Raw genomic sequence first — 25,347 nt, forward strand, 5'->3', positions numbered from 1 at the left:
TCTTCCGGGGCGTTATCGATGCCGTCAAACGCCATCGCTGAACCTGTACCCCATACGTCGTGACAAACGCGAGTCAGCGCTGCCGTCAGAGTGGTCTTACCGTGGTCAACGTGACCAATGGTGCCCACGTTGACGTGGGGCTTGCTACGTTCAAAAGTCGCCTTGGACATGGTGTCAGCCTCTCACCAGGATGCTCATGCACAAAAGGCAGCCGCCAGCGCGCCTGCCTTTTGCAACCAAAATGGTGCTCACGATGAGATTTGAACTCATGACCTCTCCATTACCAATGGAGTGCTCTACCACTGAGCTACGCGAGCCTAACTACTTTTATGACCGAAGCCATAACAATTGGAGCGGGTAGCGGGAATCGAACCCGCATCATTAGCTTGGAAGGCTAAGGTTCTACCGTTGAACTATACCCGCAGCTTCCCCCAGAAGGAGGAAATGGTGGAGGGGGACGGATTCGAACCATCGAAGCATAAAGCGGCAGATTTACAGTCTGCTCCCTTTGACCACTCGGGAACCCCTCCAAGCGGGCGCAGAGTTTGCACCAAGCCCCAGAACCTGTCAACTCTGAACGAAAAGCTTTTTTCAATCAGAACAAGAACTTAGACGCCGGTACGACCCTGGCAAAACCTCTTGCCTTGCAAGAGAGCGCGCATCTTATTGATTCTATTTGGCGATTGCAACACTGCTGTTCGATCAGCAACCGTAGCGCTGAAATTCGACGCCTTCGAATCGATCAAGAATCGACTCCAGCGCACTGTCCGATAACAGTCGCGCGGCATCGGCGGCGATATTTAAATCTCTCACTTCGCGTAACCGCTCAAACTCTTCAATGCGCGCATCAATGCCCGCCTCAACCAGAGCAGCGCGGCGGTTTTCAGCGTTACTGCTGGATGAAAACAAGCCCAGAGAGATACCACCTTCGAGGCGGCCTTGATTGATCAGAAAACTTTCAACGTCGTCGGCCTGCAATTGCGCCAGCCGTTCGCGCGCACGCGCGGTCGATTCAAACGGACCCAACACCACCCAGTGATCGGTGCGGGTGACTTCAGAGCGAATTTGTTCTTCGGCAGGCACTTCCAGTGCAGTCAGCCGAGCCTGAATGACTCGACTGTCTTCAACCGAACCAATACCGCGAATCAAAATGCATTGCGCAGGCTGACCCGCATTGTCGCGCTGACGACCGGACTGGGTCAGTCGAGCGCGAGTGGCTTCATCCAAACCCAGGTTATTCAATTGCGCCAGAGGTTCTGTCAGAGCATCATCGACCGCTTCTTGCTGCTGCCAATACAGCCAACCCCCAAAGGCCAGATTCAGTACCACCAACGTCAAAATAATCGCTTTCATTTCAACGACGCCCGGTAATCAGAATCGGCGATCAAAGTCATCATTCCCTCAAATATCAAATGCGGATCGTGCTCGCCAGGCCAGCGAGATAGCGTGCGTAATGCGGGGGCATCGCCGCCCGTCCAGACCACATCGTGCGGCGCCACGGGAAACCGTTCGACCGCATCATTCACGGCGCCCACCAACGCCAACACCGAGCCATTGGCAATGCATTCCACGGTATTCTGCCCAGCGTTTAGACCGCCGGGGTCGGTCACCGGCGGCAGAGCGAATGTATCATCAACCAGCGCTCGACGCATCAGACTCAGGCCCGGCAGGATATAGCCGCCACGGTGCTCGCGGTCGGCGTCGATCAGGTCGATGGTCAAGGCGGTACCCGCATCCACTACCACCGTTGGCCGACCTCGATCCAGCACTGCCAACATGGCCAGCCAACGATCCACACCCAACTGCTGCGGCTGCGCATACGCCAGACGCAACCCCTGCTGACGATCCTTAACCGCCAGCGACAGCACCGGCACACCCTCAGCGGTTAATGCCTGCGCCAGCTCCAAGCCCAGTTGCGACACACTGGCAACGACCACCTCTGATGGCTGCAATCGGCGCACACAGTCCAGCACCTCAGCCTGATCATTCAGCCGACCGCTGTGTTGCGCACACCAAAATTTGCACGAGGAATTACCGCAATCGAGTAATAAAGGTGTGCTCACCATCGCACCGACACCTCACCACCATTAACACTGAAGCGCTCACCATCAGCCGATTCCACCACCAACTGCCCGGCATCATCCACACCACGAGCCACCACCGTTTCCGTGCGCTGAGCTCGCAACAAACGAACTGTGCGATTACGAATGCAATCGTATTGCCCCCATTCTTCGAGCAACTCATTCACACCACGGTCGGTCTGCACCTGCACAAAAACATCGTACAGCTGATTGACGATGGCGATTAATAACGTATTTCGATCCAGCGACCCCGGCACCACATCAGCCAACGCCACCGCTGGCTGATCCAGGCCATCCGGTTTGCACGAAACGTTCAAACCCAAACCAATCGCCAACACGGGATGATCCTGTGGGTTGCCCTGCAACTCGCACAAGATGCCACCCAACTTAGCGTCTTCTATATAAAGGTCATTTGGCCATTTCAATGCCACCGGCACCGATAATTGCGAGCGCAAGGCGCGAACGGTTGCCACTCCGGCAACCAGGCTTGCCGCGTACAGCGCCCGGCTGGGCAAATCGGCCCGTAAAGCGATCGACACCATCAAATTCGAGGCAGGAGGACTGCGCCACACCCGACCTCGTCGACCCCGCCCCTGATATTGATACTCCGCTGCACAGATCGACCATTGCCCCGGCGCCGGTTTTTGCTCCATCACCCAGCGGTTGGTTGAATCCAGATCGGTCTGAATATCGAGCACATGCAACACAGAGCGTAGCGACGCACTAAGACCGGCAAAAATACGCTCCCGATCCAACAAACTGATCGGTTCTGCCAGCCGGTATCCACGACCTTTCACGACATGGATATCCACCCCCAGCTCACGCATTTGCGTCACCCAGGCAGCCACCGTCGGACGAGTGACACCCAAGCTATCGGCCAGCGCCGTTCCCGATTGGAACTGATCGTGACGCAGCAGTGGTAATAAACGAAACAGCGATTTCATGACCCAACCCTTAATCAGTCACGCTATTTTGCCTGAATCGCAACATCCCTGCTCCCTGTACCGGTGATTTTAATTTTGTTCATAAAGAAACCGTACAGCGATTCAAAAAGCGTCATATCAGGCCGATACAGTGATCTCTTCACCGCAACAAACGGACTGTACGGTCCCATTACTTCATCGCCGTTGGGAGGCATTGAGCCGGATGTTACGAATGACGCTTCGCGGGCAGTTTATCGCTGCCATTGCGTTACCCTGTTTGGTTTTAATTCTGGTCAGTCTGGCCGGTTTTTATGGCATGGTCAGTATTCAGAATCAGGCCCGGGCACTGGCCCAGAACACCAGCCTGCCGTTGCGTGCCTTGGCAGAAGTGAACTCGCGCATTCCACGCATGCGGGTCGGTTTCGATATGATGCTGCTGCAGGAAGTGCCCGGTATGCAAGACGCCAAAGGGGTTACCACACGCATCCAGGAAGCCCGCAATGAAGACATTGTGGAAATGGAGCAAGCCCTGCAAACCGCGCTGAATGCTCAGGCAACACCTGAAGCCCGCACCCAGGTACAAGGTCTGGTCGATCAATTCAGCAACGTAAAACGCTCGGTACTTGAACCGATGCTCACGGCACTGGAACGCAACAATCTCGATCGAGCCTACGACATTTACCGCAACCAATACGCCCCGGCCTACGGTGAAATGCGCGCGGGCGTGAATCAGGTGCTCGACTATCTCGTTGATCAAGCACAGCAGCTCCATGAAACCAGCGAAGCCCACTTCCGGTTCGCGCAATTGGAAATGCTGGTCTTGGTGGTCGCTGCATTACTGGCCACCATCCTCGTTTCGGCGATCATGTTGCGCCGTCTGAGTCGCCGTGTTGTTCAGTTGCAAAGCCACATTGCGCAGTCGGCCGCCAATCTGGATTTAAGCAGCGCACTGGACCTGCGCGGTCGTGACGAACTGGCCGGCATTGCCAACGACTTTAATCAGTTTGTCAGTAAAATTCGCAGCGCCATCGAAGCGGTCGCCGACAACTCACGTAAGCTGTCACAAACCGCCAGCGAAGTCGCATCCAAAGCTCAGCTGACTCACGATAACTGCACCAATGAACGCGACCGCTCCATGCAGATGGCGACTGCCATTAATGAAATGGGCGCCACCGTCGAGAACATTGCCCAGAACGCCTCAGAAGCCGCAGACTCTGCCAAGAAAGCCAACGATCAATCGGTCGAAGGCGCGCGCATTGTGGCCAACGCTCGCCAAGGTGTGGGTCAGCTGTCGACTGAAATCGACAAAGTCAGCGAGGTGATCGGTTCACTGGCCGAACACACCGAATCCATCGGTGGCATTCTGGAAACCATTCGCGGCATTTCCGAACAGACCAACCTCTTGGCCTTAAACGCTGCCATTGAAGCGGCCCGTGCCGGAGAACAGGGGCGCGGTTTCGCCGTGGTGGCCGACGAAGTTCGCAATTTGGCCAATCGTTCGGCTGCCTCCACCGACGAAATACAGACCATGATCGATCAACTGCAAGAGCAAGCCGGCAAGAGTGTCGAGGCCATGCAGGACAGCAAAACCCACAGTCAGGCTGTACGTGAACAGGCCGACTCCGCCAACCAATCGCTGGGCAGCATTACCGACTTTGTCAGCAGCATCAGTGACATCACGTTGCAGGTGGCGACAGCAACGGAAGAGCAGTCAACGGTTGTGGCCGAACTGAGTCGCGATGTGGAAAGCATCAATACGCTGACCACCGAGACAGCCGATATCGCTGACCAACTGACCGGCTCCAGCCGTCAGCTGAATGAGTTGTCACAACTGCTGAATCAGTTGGTGCGGCAGTTTAAGCTGTAACAATCCGCATAAAAAAAGCCCGTGGTGAGCCATCACCACGGGCTTTTTTTATTGGGCGGTTTATTTACGCGCCAGCGGCCATTCGCAACGATGCTTTGTGTCGTTCATCCATGCGACGCGATACAAACCAAGACCCCAGCGCCACCATCGAGACAATGCCGATGATGATCGTCGCCAAGGCATTCACCTTGGGCGTCACGCCCAACTTCACCGAACTGAAGACTTCAATCGGCAAGGTTGTCGCACCCGGGCCGGTGACGAAACTGGCAATCACCACATCATCCAACGACAGCGTAAACGACAACAACCAGGCCGACAGAATAGACGGTGCAATGATGGGCAAGGTCACTTTAAAGAAAGCGGTCAGCGGCGGCGCACCCAAATCGAGTGCGGCTTCTTCCAGGCTCTGATCCATCTCACGCAAACGCGAACTGATCACCACCGTGGAATAGGCAATGCAGAAGGTAGTGTGCGCAATCCACACGGTCAGCAAACCCCGATGCGGTGGCCAGCCAATGGTTTGCGCCGCCGCCACGAACAGCAACAGCATCGACAAACCGATCACCACATCGGGCATGACCAGCGGCGCGGTGATCATTCCAGAAAACAGCGTACGACCTTTAAAGCGGGTGTAACGCACCATCACCACCGACGCCAGCAAGCCAATTAATACAGCGGCGGTTGCGGCATAGAAGGCCACTTGAAACGAGCGCCAGACAGCGGTCATCAACTGTTCGTCGCGAAACAGTTCGCCATACCATTTGGTCGACCAACCGGCCCAAACGGTGACTAATCGCGATGAGTTAAAGGAATAAACAATCAACACCAGCATCGGCGCATACAAAAAGACGATGCCCAACCAGAAGCACAACGTACTGAGACTGAAACGGCGACGGCTCATGAGTTCAGCTCCTTACTCTGGTAACGGTGGAACAGGATGATCGGCACGATCAAAATCAGAATCATCAATACCGCCAGCGCCGAAGCCACCGGCCAGTCACGGTTATTGAAAAACTCCTGCCATAAGACTTTACCGATCATCACCGTCTCGGCACCGCCAAGCAGTTCAGGAATCACGTATTCACCGACCACGGGAATAAACACCAGCATGGAGCCGGCGATGATGCCGTTCTTCGACAGCGGCAAGGTGATGCGGAAAAAGGTCGTCCACTTGCGCGCGCCTAAGTCATTGGCGGCTTCGAGCAAGGTCGGATCGTGTTTCACCAGGTTGGCGTAGAGCGGCAAAATCATAAAGGGCAGATAGGCGTAGACCACGCCGATATAAACCGCGAAGTCGGTGTTCAGCATCTGAATCGGATCGCCAATGACCCCCAGCCACATCAAAAACGAATTAATGATACCGCTGTTGCTCAGCAACCCCATCCAGGCGTAGACGCGAATCAAAAAGGACGTCCAGGAAGGCAGCAGAATCAGCAACAATAACGTGGCCTGAACCCGGGCCGGTGCTTTGGCAATGGCGTACGCCATCGGGTAGCCCACCAACAAACACAGCACCGTAGAATTAAACGCGATGCGAATCGAATTCCAGTAGGCGTGAATATAAATATCGTCACTGAATAACCATAAATAGGAATCCAGATTCAGCCGAATGGTCAGCGCGTTGTTCACCCATTCGAACATGGCGCTGTAGGGAGGAATAGCCAGCTCAGCCGTGGCAAAGGAAATCTTGGCGACGATGATAAAAGGCAGCAGGAAAAACACCAGCAGCCAGGCATAAGGCACCGAGATTACCCAACGACGACCACCTGGCAATCGGCTCAGATCGAGCTTGCGCAGTTTGAGGTCACTCATGGGCGAATCACCACGCCGCTGTCGTCCGACCAATGAATATAGACTTCGTCATCCCAGGTCGGGCGTTCAGCACGACGTTCGGTGTTGGCCAGAAAACACTGCACGATTTTGCCGCTCGGCAAACGCACGTGATACACCGAATGACCACCGAGATAAGCGATGTCGTGCACGATGCCGGACGACCAGTTGGTATCACCTTCAGGTTGTTGCAGCGATAACCAGGTTTTCTCCGGACGCAGCGCGTACAGCATGGCGAGATCTTCAGCACTCGAGCTGACACCGTGGCCGATATAAATTTCGCGCTCCAGGTCAGCGCAATGCAGCCGCATATGGTCACCTTCGTCAGCGATGATTTCGCCTTCGAACAGATTCACCGAACCGATAAATTCCGCCACCATCCGATTGACCGGGCTTTCATAAACGTCGACCGGCGAACCGACCTGCTGGATGTAGCCTTCATCCATAATGGCGATGCGGTCGGCCATGGTCATGGCCTCTTCCTGATCGTGCGTCACCATCACACAGGTCACGCCGACATTTTCCAGAATATCGACCACTTCCAGCTGCATTTCGGTACGCAGTTTTTTATCCAGCGCGCCCATGGGTTCATCGAGCAGCAACAGCTTGGGTTGCTTCGCCAGGCTGCGCGCCAGTGCCACCCGCTGTCGCTGACCGCCGGATAATTGATGCGGTTTACGGCGCGCATATTTTTCCATATGCACCAGCTTGAGCATGCGCTGCACGCGCTCGGCGATCACGTCTCTGGCCAGTTTGTCCTGACGCAAACCAAAGGCGACATTCTGCTCCACCGTCATATGCGGAAACAGCGCGTAGGACTGAAACATCATATTGATCTGACGCTGGTACGGCGGCTGCCAGGTGATGTCTTCGCCATCGAGAATGATGCGACCTTCGGTCGGCACTTCGAAGCCGGCCATCATGCGCAGCAGCGTGGATTTACCGGAGCCGGATGCGCCCAGCAAGGCGAAGATTTCGCCTTTGCGGATATCCAGACTGACGTTGTCGACCGCCAGAGCGTCGTCAAAATATTTGCTGATGCCCTCAATACTCAACAGCGTTTCACTGCCACGCTGCTGGTGTTCCATCTCGTTTTGCTGGCGACGCGCGCCCGCCGATATTGCCATCTGCTGCCCCCTTCGATGGTCAGGCCAATTGGGTGTTGTGGTTTTTTTATTGAGATCTGCGATCGGCTTGCCGCAAACGTCCTGTCACCAAGGCGCTTGCGGCAAGGGCCGGGATAGACCCGGCCCCGTCAAAATCAGCTGCCTGATTTCAGACGTGTCCAACTGCGCGTCATCAGACGCTGAGTGGAATTAGAGAGCACTTCGAACGAGAACAGCTCGGTGCCTTCTTCCGGATAAATGCCCGGGTTGTTGAGGATTTCTTCATCGATGTAAGGCTTGGCGGCTTCAACCGGGCTGCCATACCAGACGTAGTTCGTCAGGTCAGCGGCCGGCTGCGGCTGCAGCATGTAGTTGATGAAGGCATGAGCGGCTTCGGCATTACGGGAATCCGCCGGAATCACCATCATGTCGGCCCACAACGGCGCACCTTCACGCGGAATGTAGTAGTCGACCGTCACATCATTTTCAGCTTCTTCGGCACGTGCCATGGCCTGGAACACATCGCCGGACCAACCGATGGAGATACAGACGTCACCATTGGCCAAGTCGGTGATGTAACGCGAGCTGTGGAAGTACTGAACGTAAGGACGTACCGCTTCGAGTTTTTCAGTGGCCGCGGCGTAGTCGTCCGGGTTTTCACTGTTCGGATCCATGCCCATGTATTGCAGAACATTGGCGTACACTTCATCCGGAGAGTCCAGCATGGTGATGCCGCACTCAGCCAGCTTCGAGGCGTATTCCGGCTCAAACACCAGCGCCCAGGAACCGACTGGTGCGTCGTCGCCGAGAATTTCCTGAATCTTGTCGACGTTGTAACCAATGCCGGTGGTACCCAACTGCCACGGCACACCGTACTCGTTACCCGGATCGTAGCTGGCCAGGCTGGCCATGACGTCCGCATTCAGATTGCCCCAGTTCGGGATCAGCGACTTATCCAGTTTCTGATAAGCACCGGCCTGAATCTGACGCGCCATATAGTCGGTGGTCGGCATCACCAGATCGTAACCAGACTGACCCGACAACACCTTGGCTTCCAGGATGTCATTGGAATCGTAGACGTCATAGACGGTGTCGATGCCGGTTTCGGCGGTGAAGTTTTCCAGCGTGTCTTCGGCGATGTAGTCCGACCAGTTGTAGATGCGAACCACTCGGTCTTCGGCCAAGGCCGCGCCAGCCACGGATGCCGCCAGGGCGGTCAGTGCGACGGTTTTGCTCAATGTCTTCATTGGTGGGAACTCCCCTGCAGTATCATTATGCGGCCGACCCGGTATGGGTGTGCGGCCAACAGCGCCAATCATCGACCAGTCAGTCACTGCCCTAGAGCGCGGCGAGCGTATTATCCAACGCTTGCCGGGTCTTGGCGACCAGTTCGTCGATTTCAGCGCGATGGATAACAAGCGGTGGCGACATCAACATCGTGTCGCCGGTTGCGCGCAGAATGAGCCCTTCTTCGAGAGCTTTATCCCGGCACACCGTACCCGTTTGTCCTTCGTCAGCGTAGCGACGTCGGCTGGCCTTATCTTGCACCAGTTCGACCGCGCCTAACATACCAACACCGCGAACCTCACCCACCAGGGGGTGGTCCGCCAATGTCCGCAACTGTGATTGCATATAGGGAGCGGTTTCTGCCTTGACCCGATCGATGATGCCCTCGGTACGCAAAATCCGCAGATTCTCCAAAGCCACGGCCGCACTGACCGGATGCCCCGAATAGGTAAAACCATGGTGGAACTCACCACCACTTTTCAAGACCTCAGCGACGCCATCCGACACCATCACCCCGCCAATCGGCAAATAACCCGATGACAGACCTTTGGCGATGGGCATCAGGTCCGCTTCGATATCAAACGTATCGCAGCCAAACCATTCGCCGGTGCGACCAAAACCACAGATCACTTCATCGGCCACCAGCAAAATATTGTACTGCCGCACGATGCGCTGAATTTCCGGCCAATAGGTCGCGGGTGGAATGATGATGCCACCGGCACCCTGAATCGGTTCGGCAATAAAGGCGGCCACATTGTCGGCGCCCAGTTCGAGAATCTTCTCTTCCAGCGCCTGCGCTGCTACCAGGCCAAATTCATCGGGACTCAGGTCTCCGCCTTCACCAAACCAATACGGCTGACGAATATGCGCCACGCCAGTGATCGGTAAATCACCCTGAGCGTGCATGGGTTTCATACCACCGAGACTGGCACCGGCCACGGTGGAACCGTGATAGCCATTGTGGCGACCGATGATGGTTTTTTTGCTCGGCTGACCTTTGATGTCCCAATAACGGCGCACCATCCGAAACACGGTATCGTTGGCTTCGCTGCCGCTGTTGGTAAAGAACGTATGGTTGATGTGTGGCGGCGCTATGTCGGCAAGGGCCGCGGACAATTCAGTGACCGGCGGCGTCGCCGTTTTAAAGAACAGGTTGTAGTAAGGCAGCTCGCTCATCTGTCGGCGCGCCGCCTCAACCAATTCCTGTCGGCCATAACCCAGATTCACACACCACAAACCAGCAAAAGCATCCAAATAGGCTCTGCCATTGCTGTCCCAAACCGTCACGCCCGAGGCTTTGGTGATGATGCGCGCGCCTTCGTTTGCAATGGCGCCACTGTCTCCAAACGGATGCAGATGATGATCGGCATCCTGTTGCTGCCAGTGCGCGGTGGGGTCAGAGCTCTGGGTCATCTGCCTCTCCCGGTCACACAGCCGATAACAGGAACTCGCGTTCCCAGGAACTGATCACGCGTTTAAAGCCTTCCTGTTCCGCCCAGCGCGTGGCGATAAAACCATCGACAAACTGAGCGCCAAGAATCTCCCGCACGGTGTCGTTGGACGACATCATGTCGAGCGCCGCTTCCAGGTTAAAAGGCACATCCGGATCGGCTTCGGCACCGGCACGGCCGGCCATGGGTTTGCGCGGTTTGAGATCTTCGATCATACCCAGATAACCACAGGCCAGGTTGGCCGCCAGCGCCAGGTAAGGATTGGTGTCGGAACCGGGCAGACGGTTTTCCACGCGTCGCGCTTCCGGCGGTGCATTGGGCACACGCAGGCCACAGGTGCGGTTCTCTTCGCCCCATTCGATGTTCACCGGCGCGTTGCCATCGGCGCCCGGCAAGTAGCGCCGGTAGGAATTCACGTTGGGCGCGAACATCGGCATCATAAAAGGAATGTAGGTCTGTAAACCGGCGATGTAATTCAAAAAGCGCGGCGAGGCTGAACCGTCTTTATTGGAAAACAGATTCTGGCCGGTTTTGATGTCGATCAGCGACTGGTGAATGTGCATCGAACTGCCCGGTTCACCGGTGATCGGCTTGGCCATAAAGGTGGCGCCAATTTTGTGCTTCAGTGCCGCTTCGCGCACGGTACGCTTAAACACAAACACCTGATCGGCCAGCGTCATCGCTTCACCATGACGGAAGTTGAATTCCATCTGGGCGGTGCCTTCTTCGTGAATCAGGGTGTCGATGTCCAGCTCCATCGCCTCACACCAATCGTAGATGTCGTCGATGATCGGATCGAATTCGTTGGCCGCATCGATGGAGAACGACTGGCGACCACTTTCCTTACGGCCGGAACGACCAATCGGCGGTTCCAGCGGCAAGTCCGGATCGGTGCAGCGCTGAGTCAGATAAAACTCCACTTCCGGCGCCACAATCGGCTTCCAACCCTGCTCTTCATAAAGCGCGAGAATTTTGCGCAACACCGCGCGCGGCGACAGGCTGATCATATTGCCCATCGAATCGTAACAATCGTGAATCACCTGAGCGGTAGGCTCTTCCGCCCAGGGCACAATAAAACAGGCGCGCTCATCCGGGCGCAGTAACATGTCGATGTCGGCGGGGTCGAGCAGGTTGTAGTAGGCGTCGTCGTCGGGATAATCGCCGGTGGCGGTTTGCAGCAGAACGCTTTCGGGCAGGCGAATGCCGCCTTCATTAATGAACTTACTGGTGGGCTGAATTTTTCCGCGGGCGATGCCGGTCTGGTCGGGGGTCACGCATTCCACTTCGGTAATGCGATTGTCTTTCAGCCACTTAATCAGGTTTTCCATACGTTTCCGTTCAGTTATCGCGCCTAAAACGGGGCGTCACCGTACGGCCTCAAGGCGTTGTTGGGTCATGGTCCGCCAACGCACCGAAAGCGTTGGTCAGGCTGCTCAATTATAGGAGCGAGCGGGCATTCAGGCACCGAAATTTAATGGGTGCCGAAAACGGCGTTCGCGTGCAGGTCTTAGCGGCCATGTATAATATTTAAAACACTTACCCCGCCCATTCATGCCCATAAAACCTAGTGTTGTCAAATATTCTAATCACGCACTTGAGCTCCAGGCACAAATGGGGTTAGCTTGATGGCTGCCATTCCAAGACGCGATATCCGGGCACATTTTCGTGCCCTTGGATACCAAGGAGACCCAGCGTGACCCATCCTCTGCTGCACACCCAAAGCTACATCAACGGCCAATGGAGCAGTGCCGCCTCGGGACGCCAATACGAGGTGATCAATCCGGCCACCGGCGAAACACTCGCCCAACTCGCCGATTGCGGCCAGGACGATGCCAGCGCCGCCATCGAAGCCGCCCATGCCGCGTTCGGGGACTGGAAACAACAGACCGCCAAAGCCCGCGCCCAGATTCTGCGCCGCTGGTTCGATCTGATCATGCAACATCAGGACAGCCTGGCTGAATTGATGACACTGGAATGCGGCAAACCGCTGGCCGAATCCAAAGGCGAGGTCGCGTACGGCGCGTCCTTTATTGAATGGTTTGCTGAAGAAGGCAAACGCGCCTACGGCGATGCCATTCCCACTCACGCCAGCGATAAACGCGTCTTCGCCATTAAACAACCGGTCGGCGTCTGCACCGCCATTACGCCGTGGAATTTCCCGCTGGCGATGATCGGCCGTAAGGTCGGGCCTGCTCTGGCCGCCGGCTGCACCATGGTGGTCAAACCGGCCGAAGCCACGCCCTTTACCGCGCTTGCCTTGGCGCAGTTGGGTGAAGAAGCCGGCTTACCCGCCGGTGTCTTTAACGTCGTCACCGCCAGCAACGGCAAAGCCGTCGGCGAAGTGCTGAGCACTCATCCGCTGGTGCGTAAAATCAGCTTCACCGGTTCCACGCCGGTCGGTAAACAACTGATCAAACAGGCCGCCGACAGCGTTAAAAAAGTGTCGATGGAACTCGGCGGCAACGCGCCCTTTATTGTCTTTGATGACGCCGATCTCGATGCCGCCGTCGAAGGCGCCATCGCCTCCAAATACCGCAACACCGGCCAGACCTGCGTTTGCGTGAATCGCTTTATTGTTCAGGCGGGCATTCACGACCAATTCGCCGCCAAACTGGCCGAACGCTCCAAGCAATTAAAAGTCGGCAATGGTTTGGACGACGGTGTGCAGCAAGGCCCGCTGATCAACGACGCTGGTCTGGAGAAAGTTGAAACCCTGCTGAAAGACGCCACCGATAACGGCGCCAAAGTGCTCACCGGCGGTCAGCGTCACAGCCTGGGTGGCAACTTCTTTGAACCGACGGTACTGACCGGCATCACACCCAAGATGCGCATCAGTCAGGAAGAAATATTTGGCCCATTGGCGGCCATTAGCGTCTTTAATACAGAAGACGAAGCCATCGCCATGGCCAACGACACGCCCTTTGGTCTGGCCTCCTATTTCTACAGCGGCAATCTGGCACGCATCTGGCGCGTGGCCGAAGCACTGGAATACGGCATGGTCGGCATCAACGAAGGCCTGATCTCTACCGAGATCGCACCTTTCGGTGGCGTTAAAGAATCGGGTCTGGGCCGCGAAGGCAGCCACTATGGCCTCGACGAATACCTGGAGATCAAGTATCTCTGCCTGGGCGGTCTGGATCGCTGACCGCTACTTTTACTGAGACAACATCATGCCCCACTCTGAAATCGCCGCCTTTCTCGACCAGCATCCCGACATCACCACCGTCGAGCTGCTGGTCAGTGACTTAAACGGCGTTATCCGCGGCAAGCGCATCGAACGTGACTTGCTGGAAAAAGTGTTCACCGAAGGCTTCAGCCTGCCCGGTTCCGTGATGGCGCTGGACGCCACCGGCACCACCGTTGAAGAAACCGGCCTCGGCGCCGAAGACGGCGATCGCGACCGCCTCTGCCTGCCGGTTCCCGGTTCATTGGCGCCCGTTCCCTGGCAAGGCGACGACCGCGCCCAGGCACTGTTTTGCATGTTCGAGACCGACGGCGAAACCCCCTTCGCCATGGACCCGCGCCAGGTGTTAGCCAGCGTCATCGAGCGCTTCAAGCAGCTGGGTTACACACCGGGTATCGCGGTCGAGCTGGAGTTCTACTTAATCGACACCGAACGAGACGCCAATGGCGGCCTGCAACCCCCCGTGTCGCCAACCTCGGGCCGGCGCATGAGTTCCAAGCAGGTTTACTCGATGGACGACCTCGACGAGTACGACTTCTTTATTCGCGATGTGATCGACACCGCCCACGCCCAGAACATCCCGGCCGACACCGTCATTACCGAATACGCGCCGGGCCAGTTTGAGGTCAACCTGCACCACTGCGACGACCCGATGAAAGCCGCCGATGATGCCGTGTTGCTCAAACGGGTGATCGCTCAGGTCGCCCGCAAGTGGGAAATGGAAGCCACCTTTATGGCCAAGCCCTACATCGAAGAAGCGGGCAGCGGCATGCACATTCATTTAAGCCTGATGGATGCTGACGGCAACAACATCTTCGCCAGCGAAGATCCCGAGCAAAATGACTTTATGCGCTGGGCCATGGGCGGCCTGATCGCCATGGCCGACGGCGTACAAGCTTTGCTGTGTCCGTCGATCAACTCTTACCGGCGCCTGTCACCCGATGCCTTCGCGCCCACCTCCAAAACCTGGGGCTACGACAACCGCACCCTGGCGCTGCGCATTCCTTCCGGCAGCATCGAAGCGACCCGCGTGGAGCACCGTTTCAGCGGCGCCGATGCGAATCCGTATCTGGCGGTGGCAGCGGTGCTGGCTGGCGTTACCGAAGGTTTGCAAAACCGCACCGAACCACCAGAACCGGTCACCGGCAATGCCTACGATCAGGAACACCCGGTCATCGCCGACAACCCACGCGATGCGTTGCGCGCCATGGACAAAGATCCGCGCGTTAACACCTGGTTCGGTGAAGACTTCATCGACATGTACCGCATCTGCAAATGGAGCGAAGTACGGCTGTTTGAACATCAGGTGACGCCGTTGGAATATGAGTTGCTGTTGCCCTATGTTTGATTGGACGGAAGACGTTTGAGGGGCCACAAGGGCCGGGAAACGCTTAACGGAAGACGCTTAAAAAATCACAAGACAAGCGCCAAAACCGGCCCTAAAATGCGCCGCCCTTTAGGCACTCAACCCTTTTAAAACCGGAGAACATGCCGATGCGCCAGGTCACCGTAGCCGCCACCCAGATGAGCTGTGGTTGGGACGTCGACGCCAACATTGCCAAGGCCGACCAACTGGTTCGCCAGGCCGCCAGTCAGGGTGCGCAAATCATCCTGATTCAGGAGTTGTTTGAGCGCTGCTATTTCTGCCAGAAACAGAAAGAAGCCTATCTGCATTTCGCCACGCCGATGGCGGAGAACCCGGCCATCGCGCACTTCCAGAAAGTCGCCGCTGAATTAAAAGTCGTATTGCCGATCAGTTTTTATGAGCGTGCCAACAACGCCTACTACAACTCCGTTGCCATCATCGATGCCGACGGCAGCAACCTAGGTATTTACCGCAAGACCCACATTCCTGACGGCCCGGGTTACTCGGAAAAATTCTATTTCACGCCCGGCGATACCGGCTTCAAAGTCTGGGACACCGCCTACGCACGCATTGGCGTCGGCATTTGCTGGGATCAGTGGTTTCCGGAAACCGCGCGTTCCATGGCACTGATGGGCGCCGAACTGCTGTTCTACCCGACCGCCATCGGCAGCGAACCACAAGACAGTGGCATCGATTCACGCGACCACTGGCAGCGCACTCAACAGGGTCACGCCGCCGCCAACTTAACGCCCTACATCGCCAGCAACCGCACTGGCGTGGAAACCGAAGGCGAGCAATCGATCACCTTCTATGGTTCCTCTTTTATTGCCAACGAACTGGGTGAAAAAGTTGCCGAATTCGGCCGCGAGGAAGAAGGCGTTTTGGTGCACACTTTCGATCTGGATGACGTTGCTGCCACGCGTCACGCCTGGGGTGTTTTCCGCGACCGCCGCCCAGATCTGTACAGCCCGTTATTGACTAAGGACGGAGGCAACTGAGGTGCCGTTTCCGCTCGCCAGCACACCGCACGCCGATGGTTTCTATATGCCCGCCGAATGGCATCCGCACAGCCAGACCTGGATGCTGTGGCCGGAACGCCCGGACAACTGGCGCTACGGCGCCAAACCCGCCCAACGTGCCTACACCGCTGTCGCCGAAGCCATCGCCCGTTTTGAACCAGTCACCATGGGCGTATCGGCCGACCAATACGAAAACGCCTGCGCCCGGCTGAGCGAAAAAATCCGCGTCGTCGAACTGTCGAGCAACGACGCCTGGGTGCGCGACACCGGCCCGACGTTCGTCATCGACGTCCAAGGCAACCTGCGCGCCAACGACTGGGAATTTAACGCCTGGGGCGGTTTGACCGGCGGGCTTTATCAGCCCTGGAATCGCGACGATCAGGTGGCACAGAAAATCTGCAACATGGAACGCATCGAACGTTACCGCACCGATGGGTTTGTGCTCGAAGGCGGTGCCATTCATGTTGATGGCGAAGGCACCTTATTAACCACAGAAGAGTGTCTGCTGAACGTTAATCGCAACCCGCATTTAAGCCGCGGCGACATCGAACAGAAGCTGCGCGACCACCTCGGCATCGATAAAGTTCTGTGGTTACCCGAAGGCATCTTCAACGACGAGACCAACGGCCACATCGACAACATCGCCTGCTTTATCGAACCGGGCCATGTGGTGCTCGCCTGGACCGACGATGAATCCGACCCGCAATACAAACGCAGCCGTACGGCATTGGAATACTTGCAAAGCCAGCGCGACGCCCGGGACCGTAAACTGAAAGTCACCAAGCTGCCGCTGCCACAACCGCTGATCCAAACCGATGACGAAGCCGACGGCATCGACCAGGCCGCCAAAGCCTGGCCCCGTCGCGCCGGCGAACGCATGGCGGCCAGCTACGTGAATTTCCTGCTGGTTAATGGCGGTTTGATTCTGCCCGCCTTCGGAGATGCCATGGATGAACGAGCGGCGAACATCCTGACGGATCTGTGCCCGAACCGGGAAATTGTGCCGGTGGCGAGTCGGGAAATTTTATTGGGTGGTGGCAATATTCATTGTATTACGCAGCAGCAGCCTTTGGCCTAAAAGCGGGGTGGCCTACATAACCGCTAGAACGTGGACAGATGTGCCATGGCGCCATCCTTCTCGGGACTGGCCTGTGGTACTGTTCTGATTCCTTTCGTCACCCACACAACACCATGACGTTCTTCCTCCATCTACGCGCCACCTTTCGATATTTCCGCGAGCATTGGCTCAAATTGCTGTGCATCAATGTCGTCATTCGATTCATCACCATTGGCGCTGTTGTCGCCGTTGAGCAATTCTCGAGAGAGGGCACTGCGATCGTTAATTTGACGCTCTTAGTCGGGTGGGTCGGCATTATCTGGGTCGCTACGGCCACCATTTATTACATCAATGCCAGTACTGACGGGCGTAAAATCTCCCCATTCTCAGCCATTCACCGAGGTATGGCACCCATCACTCCGGTGTTTGTTCTGCAAATGCTGCTGTTCATCACAACGCTCATTTTATTGCCCTTCATTTATGAGGGCCTATCAAACCTAAAAGAAGTATGGGCCCATAACATCGTCTATGGACTGTTATTTTTTCTGGGCGCGCGTTTAGTGTTGTTGGCAACAATGGACACGGTGATCCGCCAATCGGGGGTCATGGAGGCCCTTCGCTCTGCCTGGAAAAACAGCCGGGGTTCCGTCTGGATACTGATGTTCGCACATTTCATTTTCTTAGCCGCCTTAGTCGGCTCGTTCGCAGTTTCCTTCTTTTTGATCCCCTCATCCTGGAATTCCGGTCTATTCGATATCCGTTTTTATCTGCTGGCCTTGTTAATGATCAGTACGCCATTTTTGACCGTTGTTCCGCTATATATTTTCGTCTTCCAAGTTTACACCCACAGCCCATTTCAACCGTCGACACCAGAGTTGTCATCGGCCAATTCCGATCCAGGCTAATACTTAGCAGATTCAGAAATCGAGTCGAGCCTGGCTATTTAAAACTCACCCTCGCAACCCAGACGAGGAGGACACATGCCCAACGACAAAAACACCTTCAATATGGCCGACTACCTACTGACGCCACACGACGTCTACGCCTTCCTGAACGAAGCGCTGCAAACCAAGGACGTCAGTTTTATTGCCAGTGCGTTTGGCATCGTTGCCGAATCCAAAGGTGTCGAAATCATCGCCCAACATACCCACCTCAATTGCGCCCAGCTATGTCGGGCGGTCAGCGAACAAAGCGAACCAACGCTGGCGTCGGTGCTGGTGTCGCTGGAGGCTTTGCAAGCAGAGCTGTCTCTCGATACCCACGGCCACTGAGCCGGGCACCGACGTAAACGCACCGGGCTGCACTTCACTTACTGCCCGGCTGTGATACTGTTTTGCCACCTCAACCAATAACGATGCCCATGCTGTATTCATTTCTGCGCGACACCATCCGATTTTTCGGCCACCACTGGATTCCGTTGACCGTCATCACCGCCAGCCTGGGGTTGGTGTTTGAACTGTTGGTCATGCTCAGCTGGCCGCAAACCGCGCCTGACGAACTTGTTTTTCCCTGGTTTTCTTACCTGCTGCAATGGCTAGGTTCGATTTGGACCATGGCGGCGGTGATTCTCTATCTCGACCACGCCCTGGGTGGGCAATATCTGTCGCCGGTCAATGCTTGGCAAAAAGCCCTGGCTTTCGTATTACCACTGGCGGGTTTGCAAATACTGATTGCCATCGGCATCTCCATTGGCTTTGTATTTCTGATCGTTCCCGGCATTTATCTGGGCATTAAGCTGGCCCTGAGCAGCTTTTATCTGGTGCTCGACCGGCAGTCCATTGGTACCGCCATGCAATCGGCCTGGCGCGGCAGCGACGGGTATGGCTGGACATTGCTTGGCGGCTACCTGCTGTTTTACGGCGTCATTATGCTGCTGATGCAAACCATCACTTACACCCTCACAGCGGAGACCGGTGGCTATGGCCCGATCGAGGTCTTTATCGGTGTGCTGTTTAAACCGCTCACCGCGCTGATCATCATCTTCGGTTTCCGCGTCTATTCCGACAGCAACCAATCGAGCTAAAACCTTGATCTGCGCCCTAGCGCCCGGCCAAAAGGGTGCTAGAGTAACGCGCTGAAAGTTGGCTTGGTTCTGCCGCGCCAGCGTCGTGTTTTCGTTCTGGCTCGAGTACCGCCATGCGCTCCATTCTGCTGTCCATTACTGCCCTGTTTTTTGGTCTGGCTCTGTTGCTGATGGGCAACAGTCTGCTCAGTACTCTGCTGGTCATTCGCGGTGTCAGCGAAGGGTTCTCCGAGCAATTTCTCGGCCTGCTGTCATCGAGCTATTACCTCGGCGCCCTGCTCGGCACCTGGTTTGCCGGGCGTATGATCCGGCAGATGGGTCACATCCGCTGTTTCACCTTCTGCGCAGCGTTGTTGTCGTGCGGCACCGTTCTCTATGTACTGCTGCTCTCTCCGGTGGCCTGGATGATCATTCGTCTGCTCACCGGCTTCGGCGTCTTTGTGCTCTTTACCGTCATCGAAAGCTGGCTCAACGGCCAGACACCCGACGAATACCGCAGCCGCATTTTCTCGCTCTACATGGTGGTGCAGATGTTGGCCGCCGCCGCTGCCCAGCAGTTTTTGCACCTCGACAGCGCCGATGCCTTCACCCTCTTTGCCATTGCGGCTGTGCTCGCTTCGGCCGCGGTGATGCCGGTGTCCTGGACGCGTCTGCAACAACCGAACGTGGCGTTGGACATGCCTAAGATGGACCTGCCCCGCCTGATTGAATCGGCACCCGTGGCAGTGACCGCCGTGGTGATTTCCGGTTTAACGCTGGGTCCGTTCTGGGGGTTATCACCTTTGTTCGCGGCAAGCCTGGGTTACAGCGAAAGCCAGGTGGCGATCTTTATTTCACTGGCGGTTTTGGGGGGCGCGGCCATTCAATACCCGGTCGGTCGGCTGTCCGATCTGATCGATCGGCGACTGGTTATTTTGGGTGTATTGGCCGCCACGTCACTGATCAGTCTGGCGTTAGTGGCCGTTGCTTATCTGTTGCCATCGCATCTGTGGTTAGTCGTTATCCTGGCGATGCTGTTTGTCGGTCTGGCACTGGCGGTATACCCGATCGGTGTGGCGCATTTGGTGGACCACATTCATAAGGATCATCTGGTCGCTGGCTCCAGCGGCCTTTTGCTGCTCTATGGTCTGGGTTCTTTTATTGGCCCGGCGCTGGCCGGCGTCGGTTTGCAGCAGCTGGGTGGCCAGTCGTTACCGGGATTCTTTGCACTGGTTACCTTGCTGGCGTTGCTGGTCGTCGCCTGGCAATTGCGCCAGTCCAGGGTGGTGGAAAAACCGACCGATTACGAAGGTCACTTCGTGGCGATGGTACGCACCGGCCCCAACGTATTGCCGCTGCACCCGGATTCGGAAGAGGAAATTGAGCCGCCGGAAGAGCGGCGGCATGAGCCTCGCCCGGACGCACCGGACGACGCCACACCCATCGACTAGCGAAAAAACTAACTTTTGGGTTTTTTGCGATAGGAATGTTCAATCATGGCGCGCACCAGATCGCGCCAGGTGAGAATACCCATCGGCTGCTGAGAGCTGTTAACCACCGGCACGCATGACAAACCTTTGTCATGCATCAACCGCACGGCCTCAATGATCGGCGCTTCGGGCGAAACGGTGATCGGGTCACGCGTCATCAGCTCATAAGCGCGCTTGATCATGGTGTGCGTATCGCGCAGTTCTTCTTCGTATTTTCCCACGAACGGCGACAAGGCTTTGAGCACATCGCGATCGGAAATAATACCGACCAGCTTGCCGTGTTCGGTAACCAGCACGTGATGAAAGTGGTGTTCTTCGAACAGCTCGCGAATGCTCGCCAGGGTGTGTTCGGTGCCCACTTTCACCGGATTGGGAGTCATAAAATCGCTGACGCTCATGCTGTCTTCCTTAATGCTGATGAATGGCCTATCGCTGGCGCGCCAGCCAGCGGTCGAGTTGATTGGCAAACGCCTGGCGGTCACTTTGGTTAAACGCCGCCGGGCCACCGGTCTGGATACCACTGCTGCGCATCGTATCGAGAAAGTCGCGCATGTTCAGCCGGCCTTTGATGTTGTCCTTGGTAAAGGCTTCACCGCGCGGACTCAGCGCCAAACCGCCCGCATCGATCACCTCCGCAGCCAGCGGAATGTCAGCGGTAATCACCAGATCCCCCGGCTGAACACGTTGCACAATCTCGTTATCGGCCACATCAAATCCAGACGCCACCTGCACACTGCGGATGTGTTTTGACGGCGGTGTGCGCATCGGCTGGTTGGCCACCAGCACCAGTTCCGTCTCAGTGCGCTCAGCGGCGCGAAACAAAATTTCTTTCACCACGCCCGGACAGGCGTCGGCATCGACCCAGATCGTCATTGTTTGTCTCATCGGTTAACCGCCGCCAGTCTAGCATGACCGGCGACAACGGTTTAAAAGCCGCCGCACAGCACCATCTTAGCCGAACCTGAATTCGCTCAATGAAAGGAGCCTGCCATGAGCCGTCATTTTGAAACTGCCCCCGGCCTGAACGAAGAACGCGACCCGGCCACTCACGACTTTGTGTTTAACCAGACCATGCTGCGCATCAAAGACCCGGCGGTCACGCTCGATTTCTACACTCGGGTGATGGGCATGACGCTGGTGAAAAAGCTCGATTTCGACGCGATGAATTTCTCACTCTACTTCTTAGCCGCCATCAAACCGGATGAGTTGAGCGACTGGTCCGACGATAACCAAACCCGCACCGCCCAAACCTTCGGTCGCCCGGCCATGCTGGAATTAACGCACAACTGGGGTACCGAGAACGACGCCGACTTCCATTACCACAACGGCAACGACCAGCCACAGGGGTTCGGACACATTGGCTTTGCCGTACCGGATTTAGACGCCGCCTGCGCGCGTTTTGATGAACTGGGCGTCGAGTACGTCAAACGCCCGGAAGACGGCAAGATGAACGATCTGGCCTTTATCAAAGACCCGGACGGCTACTGGATTGAAATCTTCGCACCAGAGCGCATTGCCGGGGCGTTTTAACCCGTTACAGGCCCAGCTTATCGCGCAGGCCGTAATAGAGCGCGCCCACCGCCGTGTAGGGCGCGCGCAGCAGTCGGCCACCCGGGAACGGAAAGTGTTTTAGCGCGCTGAAGGCGTCGAAACGTTCGGCCTGGCCGCGCAACGCTTCGGCAATGAGTTTGCCCGCCAGATGTGTGGTGGTGACACCGTGACCGCTGTAACCCTGAGCGTAATAGATGTTGTCACCGATGCGGCCGAACTGCGGCAGGCGGCTCATGGTGAGCAGGAAATCGCCGCCCCAGGCGTAGTCAAATTTCACGCCTTTCAGTTGCGGGAAAGTGCTTTCCAGATGCGGCCGTAAGAAGTTTTCGATGGAGCGTGGATCGCCACCGCCGTAGGTCACACCACCGCCGTAGAGCAACCGGAAATCGCCGGTGATGCGGTAATAATCGAGCTTGTAATTACAGTCTTCGACGCACTGCAATTGCGGGATCAGTTCACGCGCTTTGGCTTCACCGAGCACTTCGGTGGTGACAATTTGCGTGCCACAGGGCATCGATTTCGCCGCCAGTTCCGGCACCAGATTACCCAGGTAAGCATTGCCGGCGACCATAATATAGTTCGCCGTTACCTGGCCTTGGTCGGTGTGTACAACCGGCTTTTCACCGCGGTCGATGCGGATCACCTTTGAGTCTTCAAAAATCTGGCCACCGTGGCTTTCAATCGCCGCCGCTTCACCGAGTGCCAGATTCAGCGGATGGATATGACCACCGCGCTGGTCCAGCAAACCGCCAATGTAACGGTCAGATTTCAGGTAATCACCGAGCGAGCCCTGATCCAGCAAACTCATCTCGTCGTTGCCATACCGCGCCCACAACGCTTTCTGCTCCGTCAGTTCATGCATCTGACGTTTGTTAAACGCGACGAATAATCCACCGGGTTTGTAGTCACAATCGATCTGATATTGCGCGATGCGCTGGCGAATAATGTCAGCGCCTTCGAACGCCATTGAGCCGAGCATCTTCGCCATGTCATGACCGTAATGACGCTCGATCACATCCAGATCACGGCTGTAACTGTTGACCAGCTGGCCACCGTTACGGCCGCTGGCGCCGAAGCCAATGCGCGCCGCTTCCAGCACCACCACCTTGAAACCGGCTTCGGCCAGATGCAGTGCCGTTGATAACCCGGTAAAGCCCGCGCCAATAACACACACATCAGCGTCGATCGATTCCGTCAGCGGTGCCCGGTCCGGTGCCGCATTGGCCGTGGCCGCGTAATAAGAACCGGTGTGTTCGATGCGTTCAGCCATCTTCAAAACTCTCCTGCAAGAGCACTGTTTGCGTTGTGAATTGTCGTGCCTCTATGCTTGCCAAGGTTAACGGCAATGGAGACAACGATGACCGACACCAACCTGGACAACCCACTCACCCTGCAATTGGGTCATGAGCAACTGGTCATCCGACGACGCTACGAAGTGCTGAGTATTGTTAACGACTTCCTTATCGCCATCTGGTTTTTTGTCGGCAGTGTTTTGTTTCTGTTTCCCAGCCAGGAAACGCTGGCGGTCTGGTTCTTTATCGTCGGCAGTTTTCAGTTTTTAATCCGGCCAACCCTGCGGCTGGCCAGCCACATCCACCTGCAACGTATTCCATCCAGCCAATGGAATAACTGACTCTGGCTCAGTCCAGCGTCGGCATCACAAATTCGGCACCCAGGTCGCCTTCGGGCCAGCGCGCGGTGACCGCTTTGCGCTTGGTGTAGAAGCGCACACCTTCCATGCCATGAACGTGATTGCTGCCAAACAATGACCGCTTCCAGCCACCAAAAGCGTGGAAAGCCATCGGCACCGGGATGGGCACATTCACACCGACCATACCGACCTGAATATCGCGCACAAACTGGCGCGCCACACCGCCGCTGCGGGTGTAAATGGACGTGCCATTGCCAAACTCATGAGCGTTGATCAGTTTCACGGCACTGACGTAATCGGGCACGCGCACCACGCACAGAACCGGGCCAAAAATTTCTTCGCGGTAGATGGTCATGTCCGCCGTCACCTGATCGAACAGACAGCCGCCAATAAAGTAACCGTTCTCGCAACCGGCGACTTGCAAGCCACGACCGTCGACGACCAATTGCGCGCCTTCGGCCACGCCTTTATCGACGTAGCCGGTCACTTTCTGCAAATGCGCTTCGCTGACCAGCGGTCCCATATCCAGACCTTTTTCAGCGCCGTTACCGATTTTTAATTCGCGTGTTTTGGCGGCCAGTTTTTCCACCAGCTCGTCGGCAACGTCACCCACCGCAACTGCGACGGAAATCGCCATACAACGCTCACCGGCCGACCCGTAAGCCGCACCCATCAATGCATTCACCGCGCCATCCAGATCGGCATCGGGCATCACGACCAAGTGGTTTTTGGCGCCGCCCAAAGCCTGCACCCGTTTGCCGTGTTCGCTGGCGGTGCGATAGATGTATTCGGCAATGGGTGTGGATCCAACAAAGCTCACGGCCTGGACGTGCGGGTTCACCAACAATTCATCGACGGCTTCTTTATCGCCATTGACCACATTCATCACGCCGTCGGGCAAGCCGGCTTCTTTGAGCCAGTCGGCGACCAGCAACGCCGCACTCGGGTCTTTTTCCGAGGGCTTCATCACAAAGGTGTTGCCGCAAGCAATGGCCACCGGCCACATCCACATCGGTACCATGGCCGGGAAGTTAAAGGGCGAAATACCGGCGACCACACCGAGCGGTTGATTAACCGACCAGGCATCAACACCACGACCAACCTGTTCGGTGATTTCGCCTTTCAATAAATGCGGAATACCACAGGCAAACTCGACCACTTCCATGCCGCGAATCACTTCACCGCGGGCGTCTTCAAACACCTTACCGTGCTCGGCGCTGATTACCCGCGCCAGCTCATCGAGGCGTTCATCGAGCAGCATTTTGAAGCGAAATAAAATTCGCGCCCGATTCAGGGGGGAGGTTTCCATCCAGTCGGGCAAGGCTGCGCGTGCGGCGTCGACGGCCTGTTGCACCTCGGCTTTCGACGCCAGCGAAACCTGAGCCGTTTGTTCACCCAAGGCCGGGTTAAACACCGGCCCCTGACGGTTGGATGCGCCGGTGTGCTGGCCGCCAATAAAGTGATTGATCTGTTGCATAACAA

General features: G+C 56.5%; 25 protein-coding genes and 3 tRNA genes. 11 read left to right on the forward strand and 17 right to left on the reverse strand.

The genetic code is table 11. The features are described from left to right. The 7 genes from BGP77_RS02895 to BGP77_RS02925 form a co-directional block, all read right to left on the reverse strand. Positions 1-170: GTP-binding protein (locus BGP77_RS02895; RefSeq protein WP_233252288.1), on the reverse strand; the 170-nt coding region annotated here is incomplete at its 3' end. 72 nt (positions 171-242) lie between these two features. Next, positions 243-317: transfer RNA gene (locus BGP77_RS02900), tRNA-Thr, on the reverse strand. Positions 318-349: 32 nt separating this feature from the next. Next, positions 350-423, reverse strand: a tRNA-Gly gene (locus BGP77_RS02905). 22 nt (positions 424-445) lie between these two features. After that, positions 446-530: transfer RNA gene (locus BGP77_RS02910), tRNA-Tyr, on the reverse strand. Positions 531-702: 172 nt separating this feature from the next. Further along, positions 703-1,353 carry an SPOR domain-containing protein gene (locus BGP77_RS02915; RefSeq protein WP_108163240.1) on the reverse strand — a complete coding sequence of 217 codons (651 nt, stop codon included), beginning with the start codon at positions 1,351-1,353 and terminating at the stop codon, positions 703-705. Then, positions 1,350-2,066 (reverse strand): type III pantothenate kinase, encoded by a 717-nt coding sequence (locus tag BGP77_RS02920; RefSeq protein ID WP_108163241.1) that lies wholly within the window; start codon positions 2,064-2,066, stop codon positions 1,350-1,352. Before BGP77_RS02920 ends, BGP77_RS02915 begins: the two co-directional genes overlap by 4 nt. Continuing rightward, positions 2,060-3,025, reverse strand: a complete 966-nt coding sequence (locus tag BGP77_RS02925) for a biotin--[acetyl-CoA-carboxylase] ligase (RefSeq protein WP_108163242.1) — start codon at positions 3,023-3,025, stop codon at positions 2,060-2,062. The genes BGP77_RS02920 and BGP77_RS02925 overlap by 7 nt, the downstream gene beginning before the upstream one ends. Positions 3,026-3,236: 211 nt before the next feature. On the opposite strand from BGP77_RS02925, the gene BGP77_RS02930 reads away from it, so the two are divergent. Continuing rightward, entirely contained in the window at positions 3,237-4,871 is a 1,635-nt protein-coding gene (locus BGP77_RS02930; protein ID WP_199224183.1) for a methyl-accepting chemotaxis protein, read from the forward strand. A gap of 64 nt (positions 4,872-4,935) precedes the next feature. Here BGP77_RS02930 and BGP77_RS02935 read toward each other — a convergent pair whose 3' ends face one another. The 6 genes from BGP77_RS02935 to BGP77_RS02960 all read right to left on the reverse strand — a co-directional run bounded on the left by BGP77_RS02935 (position 4,936) and on the right by BGP77_RS02960 (position 11,873). Next, on the reverse strand, positions 4,936-5,772 hold the full coding sequence (locus BGP77_RS02935) for an ABC transporter permease subunit (protein ID WP_108163244.1): 837 nt from the start codon (positions 5,770-5,772) through the stop codon (positions 4,936-4,938). Continuing rightward, complete coding sequence (locus BGP77_RS02940) at positions 5,769-6,683, reverse strand: ABC transporter permease subunit (protein WP_108163245.1); 915 nt, start codon at positions 6,681-6,683, stop codon at positions 5,769-5,771. Before BGP77_RS02940 ends, BGP77_RS02935 begins: the two co-directional genes overlap by 4 nt. Next, entirely contained in the window at positions 6,680-7,789 is a 1,110-nt protein-coding gene (locus tag BGP77_RS02945) for an ABC transporter ATP-binding protein (RefSeq protein ID WP_233252289.1), read from the reverse strand. The genes BGP77_RS02940 and BGP77_RS02945 overlap by 4 nt, the downstream gene beginning before the upstream one ends. 173 nt (positions 7,790-7,962) lie before the next feature. Continuing rightward, positions 7,963-9,054 (reverse strand): polyamine ABC transporter substrate-binding protein, encoded by a 1,092-nt coding sequence (locus BGP77_RS02950; protein ID WP_108163247.1) that lies wholly within the window; start codon positions 9,052-9,054, stop codon positions 7,963-7,965. 91 nt (positions 9,055-9,145) lie between these two features. Next, positions 9,146-10,507, reverse strand: a complete 1,362-nt coding sequence (locus BGP77_RS02955; protein ID WP_108163248.1) for an aspartate aminotransferase family protein — start codon at positions 10,505-10,507, stop codon at positions 9,146-9,148. A 13-nt stretch (positions 10,508-10,520) separates the two neighbouring features. Continuing rightward, complete coding sequence (locus BGP77_RS02960; RefSeq protein WP_108163249.1) at positions 10,521-11,873, reverse strand: glutamine synthetase family protein; 1,353 nt, start codon at positions 11,871-11,873, stop codon at positions 10,521-10,523. 365 nt (positions 11,874-12,238) lie between these two features. On the opposite strand from BGP77_RS02960, the gene BGP77_RS02965 reads away from it, so the two are divergent. From BGP77_RS02965 to BGP77_RS03000, 8 genes are all read left to right on the forward strand, one after another. After that, positions 12,239-13,690: an NAD-dependent succinate-semialdehyde dehydrogenase gene (locus BGP77_RS02965; RefSeq protein ID WP_108163250.1), complete on the forward strand. Its 1,452-nt coding sequence runs from the start codon at positions 12,239-12,241 to the stop codon at positions 13,688-13,690. Positions 13,691-13,715: 25 nt separating this feature from the next. Beyond that, entirely contained in the window at positions 13,716-15,077 is a 1,362-nt protein-coding gene (locus tag BGP77_RS02970; protein WP_108163251.1) for a glutamine synthetase family protein, read from the forward strand. A 146-nt stretch (positions 15,078-15,223) separates the two neighbouring features. Then, entirely contained in the window at positions 15,224-16,093 is an 870-nt protein-coding gene (gene aguB, locus BGP77_RS02975; RefSeq protein WP_108163252.1) for an N-carbamoylputrescine amidase, read from the forward strand. 1 nt (position 16,094) lies between these two features. Beyond that, complete coding sequence (aguA, locus tag BGP77_RS02980) at positions 16,095-17,192, forward strand: agmatine deiminase (RefSeq protein ID WP_108163253.1); 1,098 nt, start codon at positions 16,095-16,097, stop codon at positions 17,190-17,192. Between the two features lie 113 nt (positions 17,193-17,305). Then, the gene (locus tag BGP77_RS02985) at positions 17,306-18,076 is read left to right on the forward strand and encodes a hypothetical protein (protein WP_146171179.1); all 771 of its coding nucleotides are present in this window, start codon (positions 17,306-17,308) and stop codon (positions 18,074-18,076) included. 75 nt (positions 18,077-18,151) lie between these two features. After that, entirely contained in the window at positions 18,152-18,442 is a 291-nt protein-coding gene (locus BGP77_RS02990) for an addiction module antidote protein (RefSeq protein WP_108163255.1), read from the forward strand. 89 nt (positions 18,443-18,531) lie between these two features. Beyond that, entirely contained in the window at positions 18,532-19,194 is a 663-nt protein-coding gene (locus tag BGP77_RS02995; protein ID WP_158269250.1) for a YciC family protein, read from the forward strand. 113 nt (positions 19,195-19,307) lie between these two features. After that, positions 19,308-20,624 (forward strand): MFS transporter, encoded by a 1,317-nt coding sequence (locus tag BGP77_RS03000; protein ID WP_108163257.1) that lies wholly within the window; start codon positions 19,308-19,310, stop codon positions 20,622-20,624. 8 nt (positions 20,625-20,632) lie between these two features. On the opposite strand, the gene BGP77_RS03005 is transcribed toward BGP77_RS03000, so the two are convergent. Further along, positions 20,633-21,061: a CBS domain-containing protein gene (locus tag BGP77_RS03005; RefSeq protein WP_108163258.1), complete on the reverse strand. Its 429-nt coding sequence runs from the start codon at positions 21,059-21,061 to the stop codon at positions 20,633-20,635. A gap of 28 nt (positions 21,062-21,089) precedes the next feature. Continuing rightward, positions 21,090-21,536, reverse strand: a complete 447-nt coding sequence (locus tag BGP77_RS03010) for a YaiI/YqxD family protein (protein WP_108163259.1) — start codon at positions 21,534-21,536, stop codon at positions 21,090-21,092. Positions 21,537-21,653: 117 nt separating this feature from the next. On the opposite strand from BGP77_RS03010, the gene gloA reads away from it, so the two are divergent. Then, entirely contained in the window at positions 21,654-22,193 is a 540-nt protein-coding gene (gene gloA, locus BGP77_RS03015) for a lactoylglutathione lyase (protein WP_108163260.1), read from the forward strand. A 4-nt stretch (positions 22,194-22,197) separates the two neighbouring features. Here gloA and BGP77_RS03020 read toward each other — a convergent pair whose 3' ends face one another. Further along, positions 22,198-23,484 (reverse strand): FAD-binding oxidoreductase, encoded by a 1,287-nt coding sequence (locus BGP77_RS03020; RefSeq protein WP_108163261.1) that lies wholly within the window; start codon positions 23,482-23,484, stop codon positions 22,198-22,200. An 87-nt stretch (positions 23,485-23,571) separates the two neighbouring features. On the opposite strand from BGP77_RS03020, the gene BGP77_RS03025 reads away from it, so the two are divergent. Beyond that, positions 23,572-23,847, forward strand: a complete 276-nt coding sequence (locus BGP77_RS03025) for a YrhK family protein (protein WP_108163262.1) — start codon at positions 23,572-23,574, stop codon at positions 23,845-23,847. A 7-nt stretch (positions 23,848-23,854) separates the two neighbouring features. On the opposite strand, the gene BGP77_RS03030 is transcribed toward BGP77_RS03025, so the two are convergent. Beyond that, positions 23,855-25,342 carry a CoA-acylating methylmalonate-semialdehyde dehydrogenase gene (locus BGP77_RS03030; RefSeq protein WP_108163263.1) on the reverse strand — a complete coding sequence of 496 codons (1,488 nt, stop codon included), beginning with the start codon at positions 25,340-25,342 and terminating at the stop codon, positions 23,855-23,857. Positions 25,343-25,347: the final 5 nt, after the last annotated feature.

Origin of the sequence: Saccharospirillum sp. MSK14-1 (genome assembly GCF_003054965.1) — a bacterium.
Taxonomy (GTDB): domain Bacteria; phylum Pseudomonadota; class Gammaproteobacteria; order Pseudomonadales; family Natronospirillaceae; genus Saccharospirillum.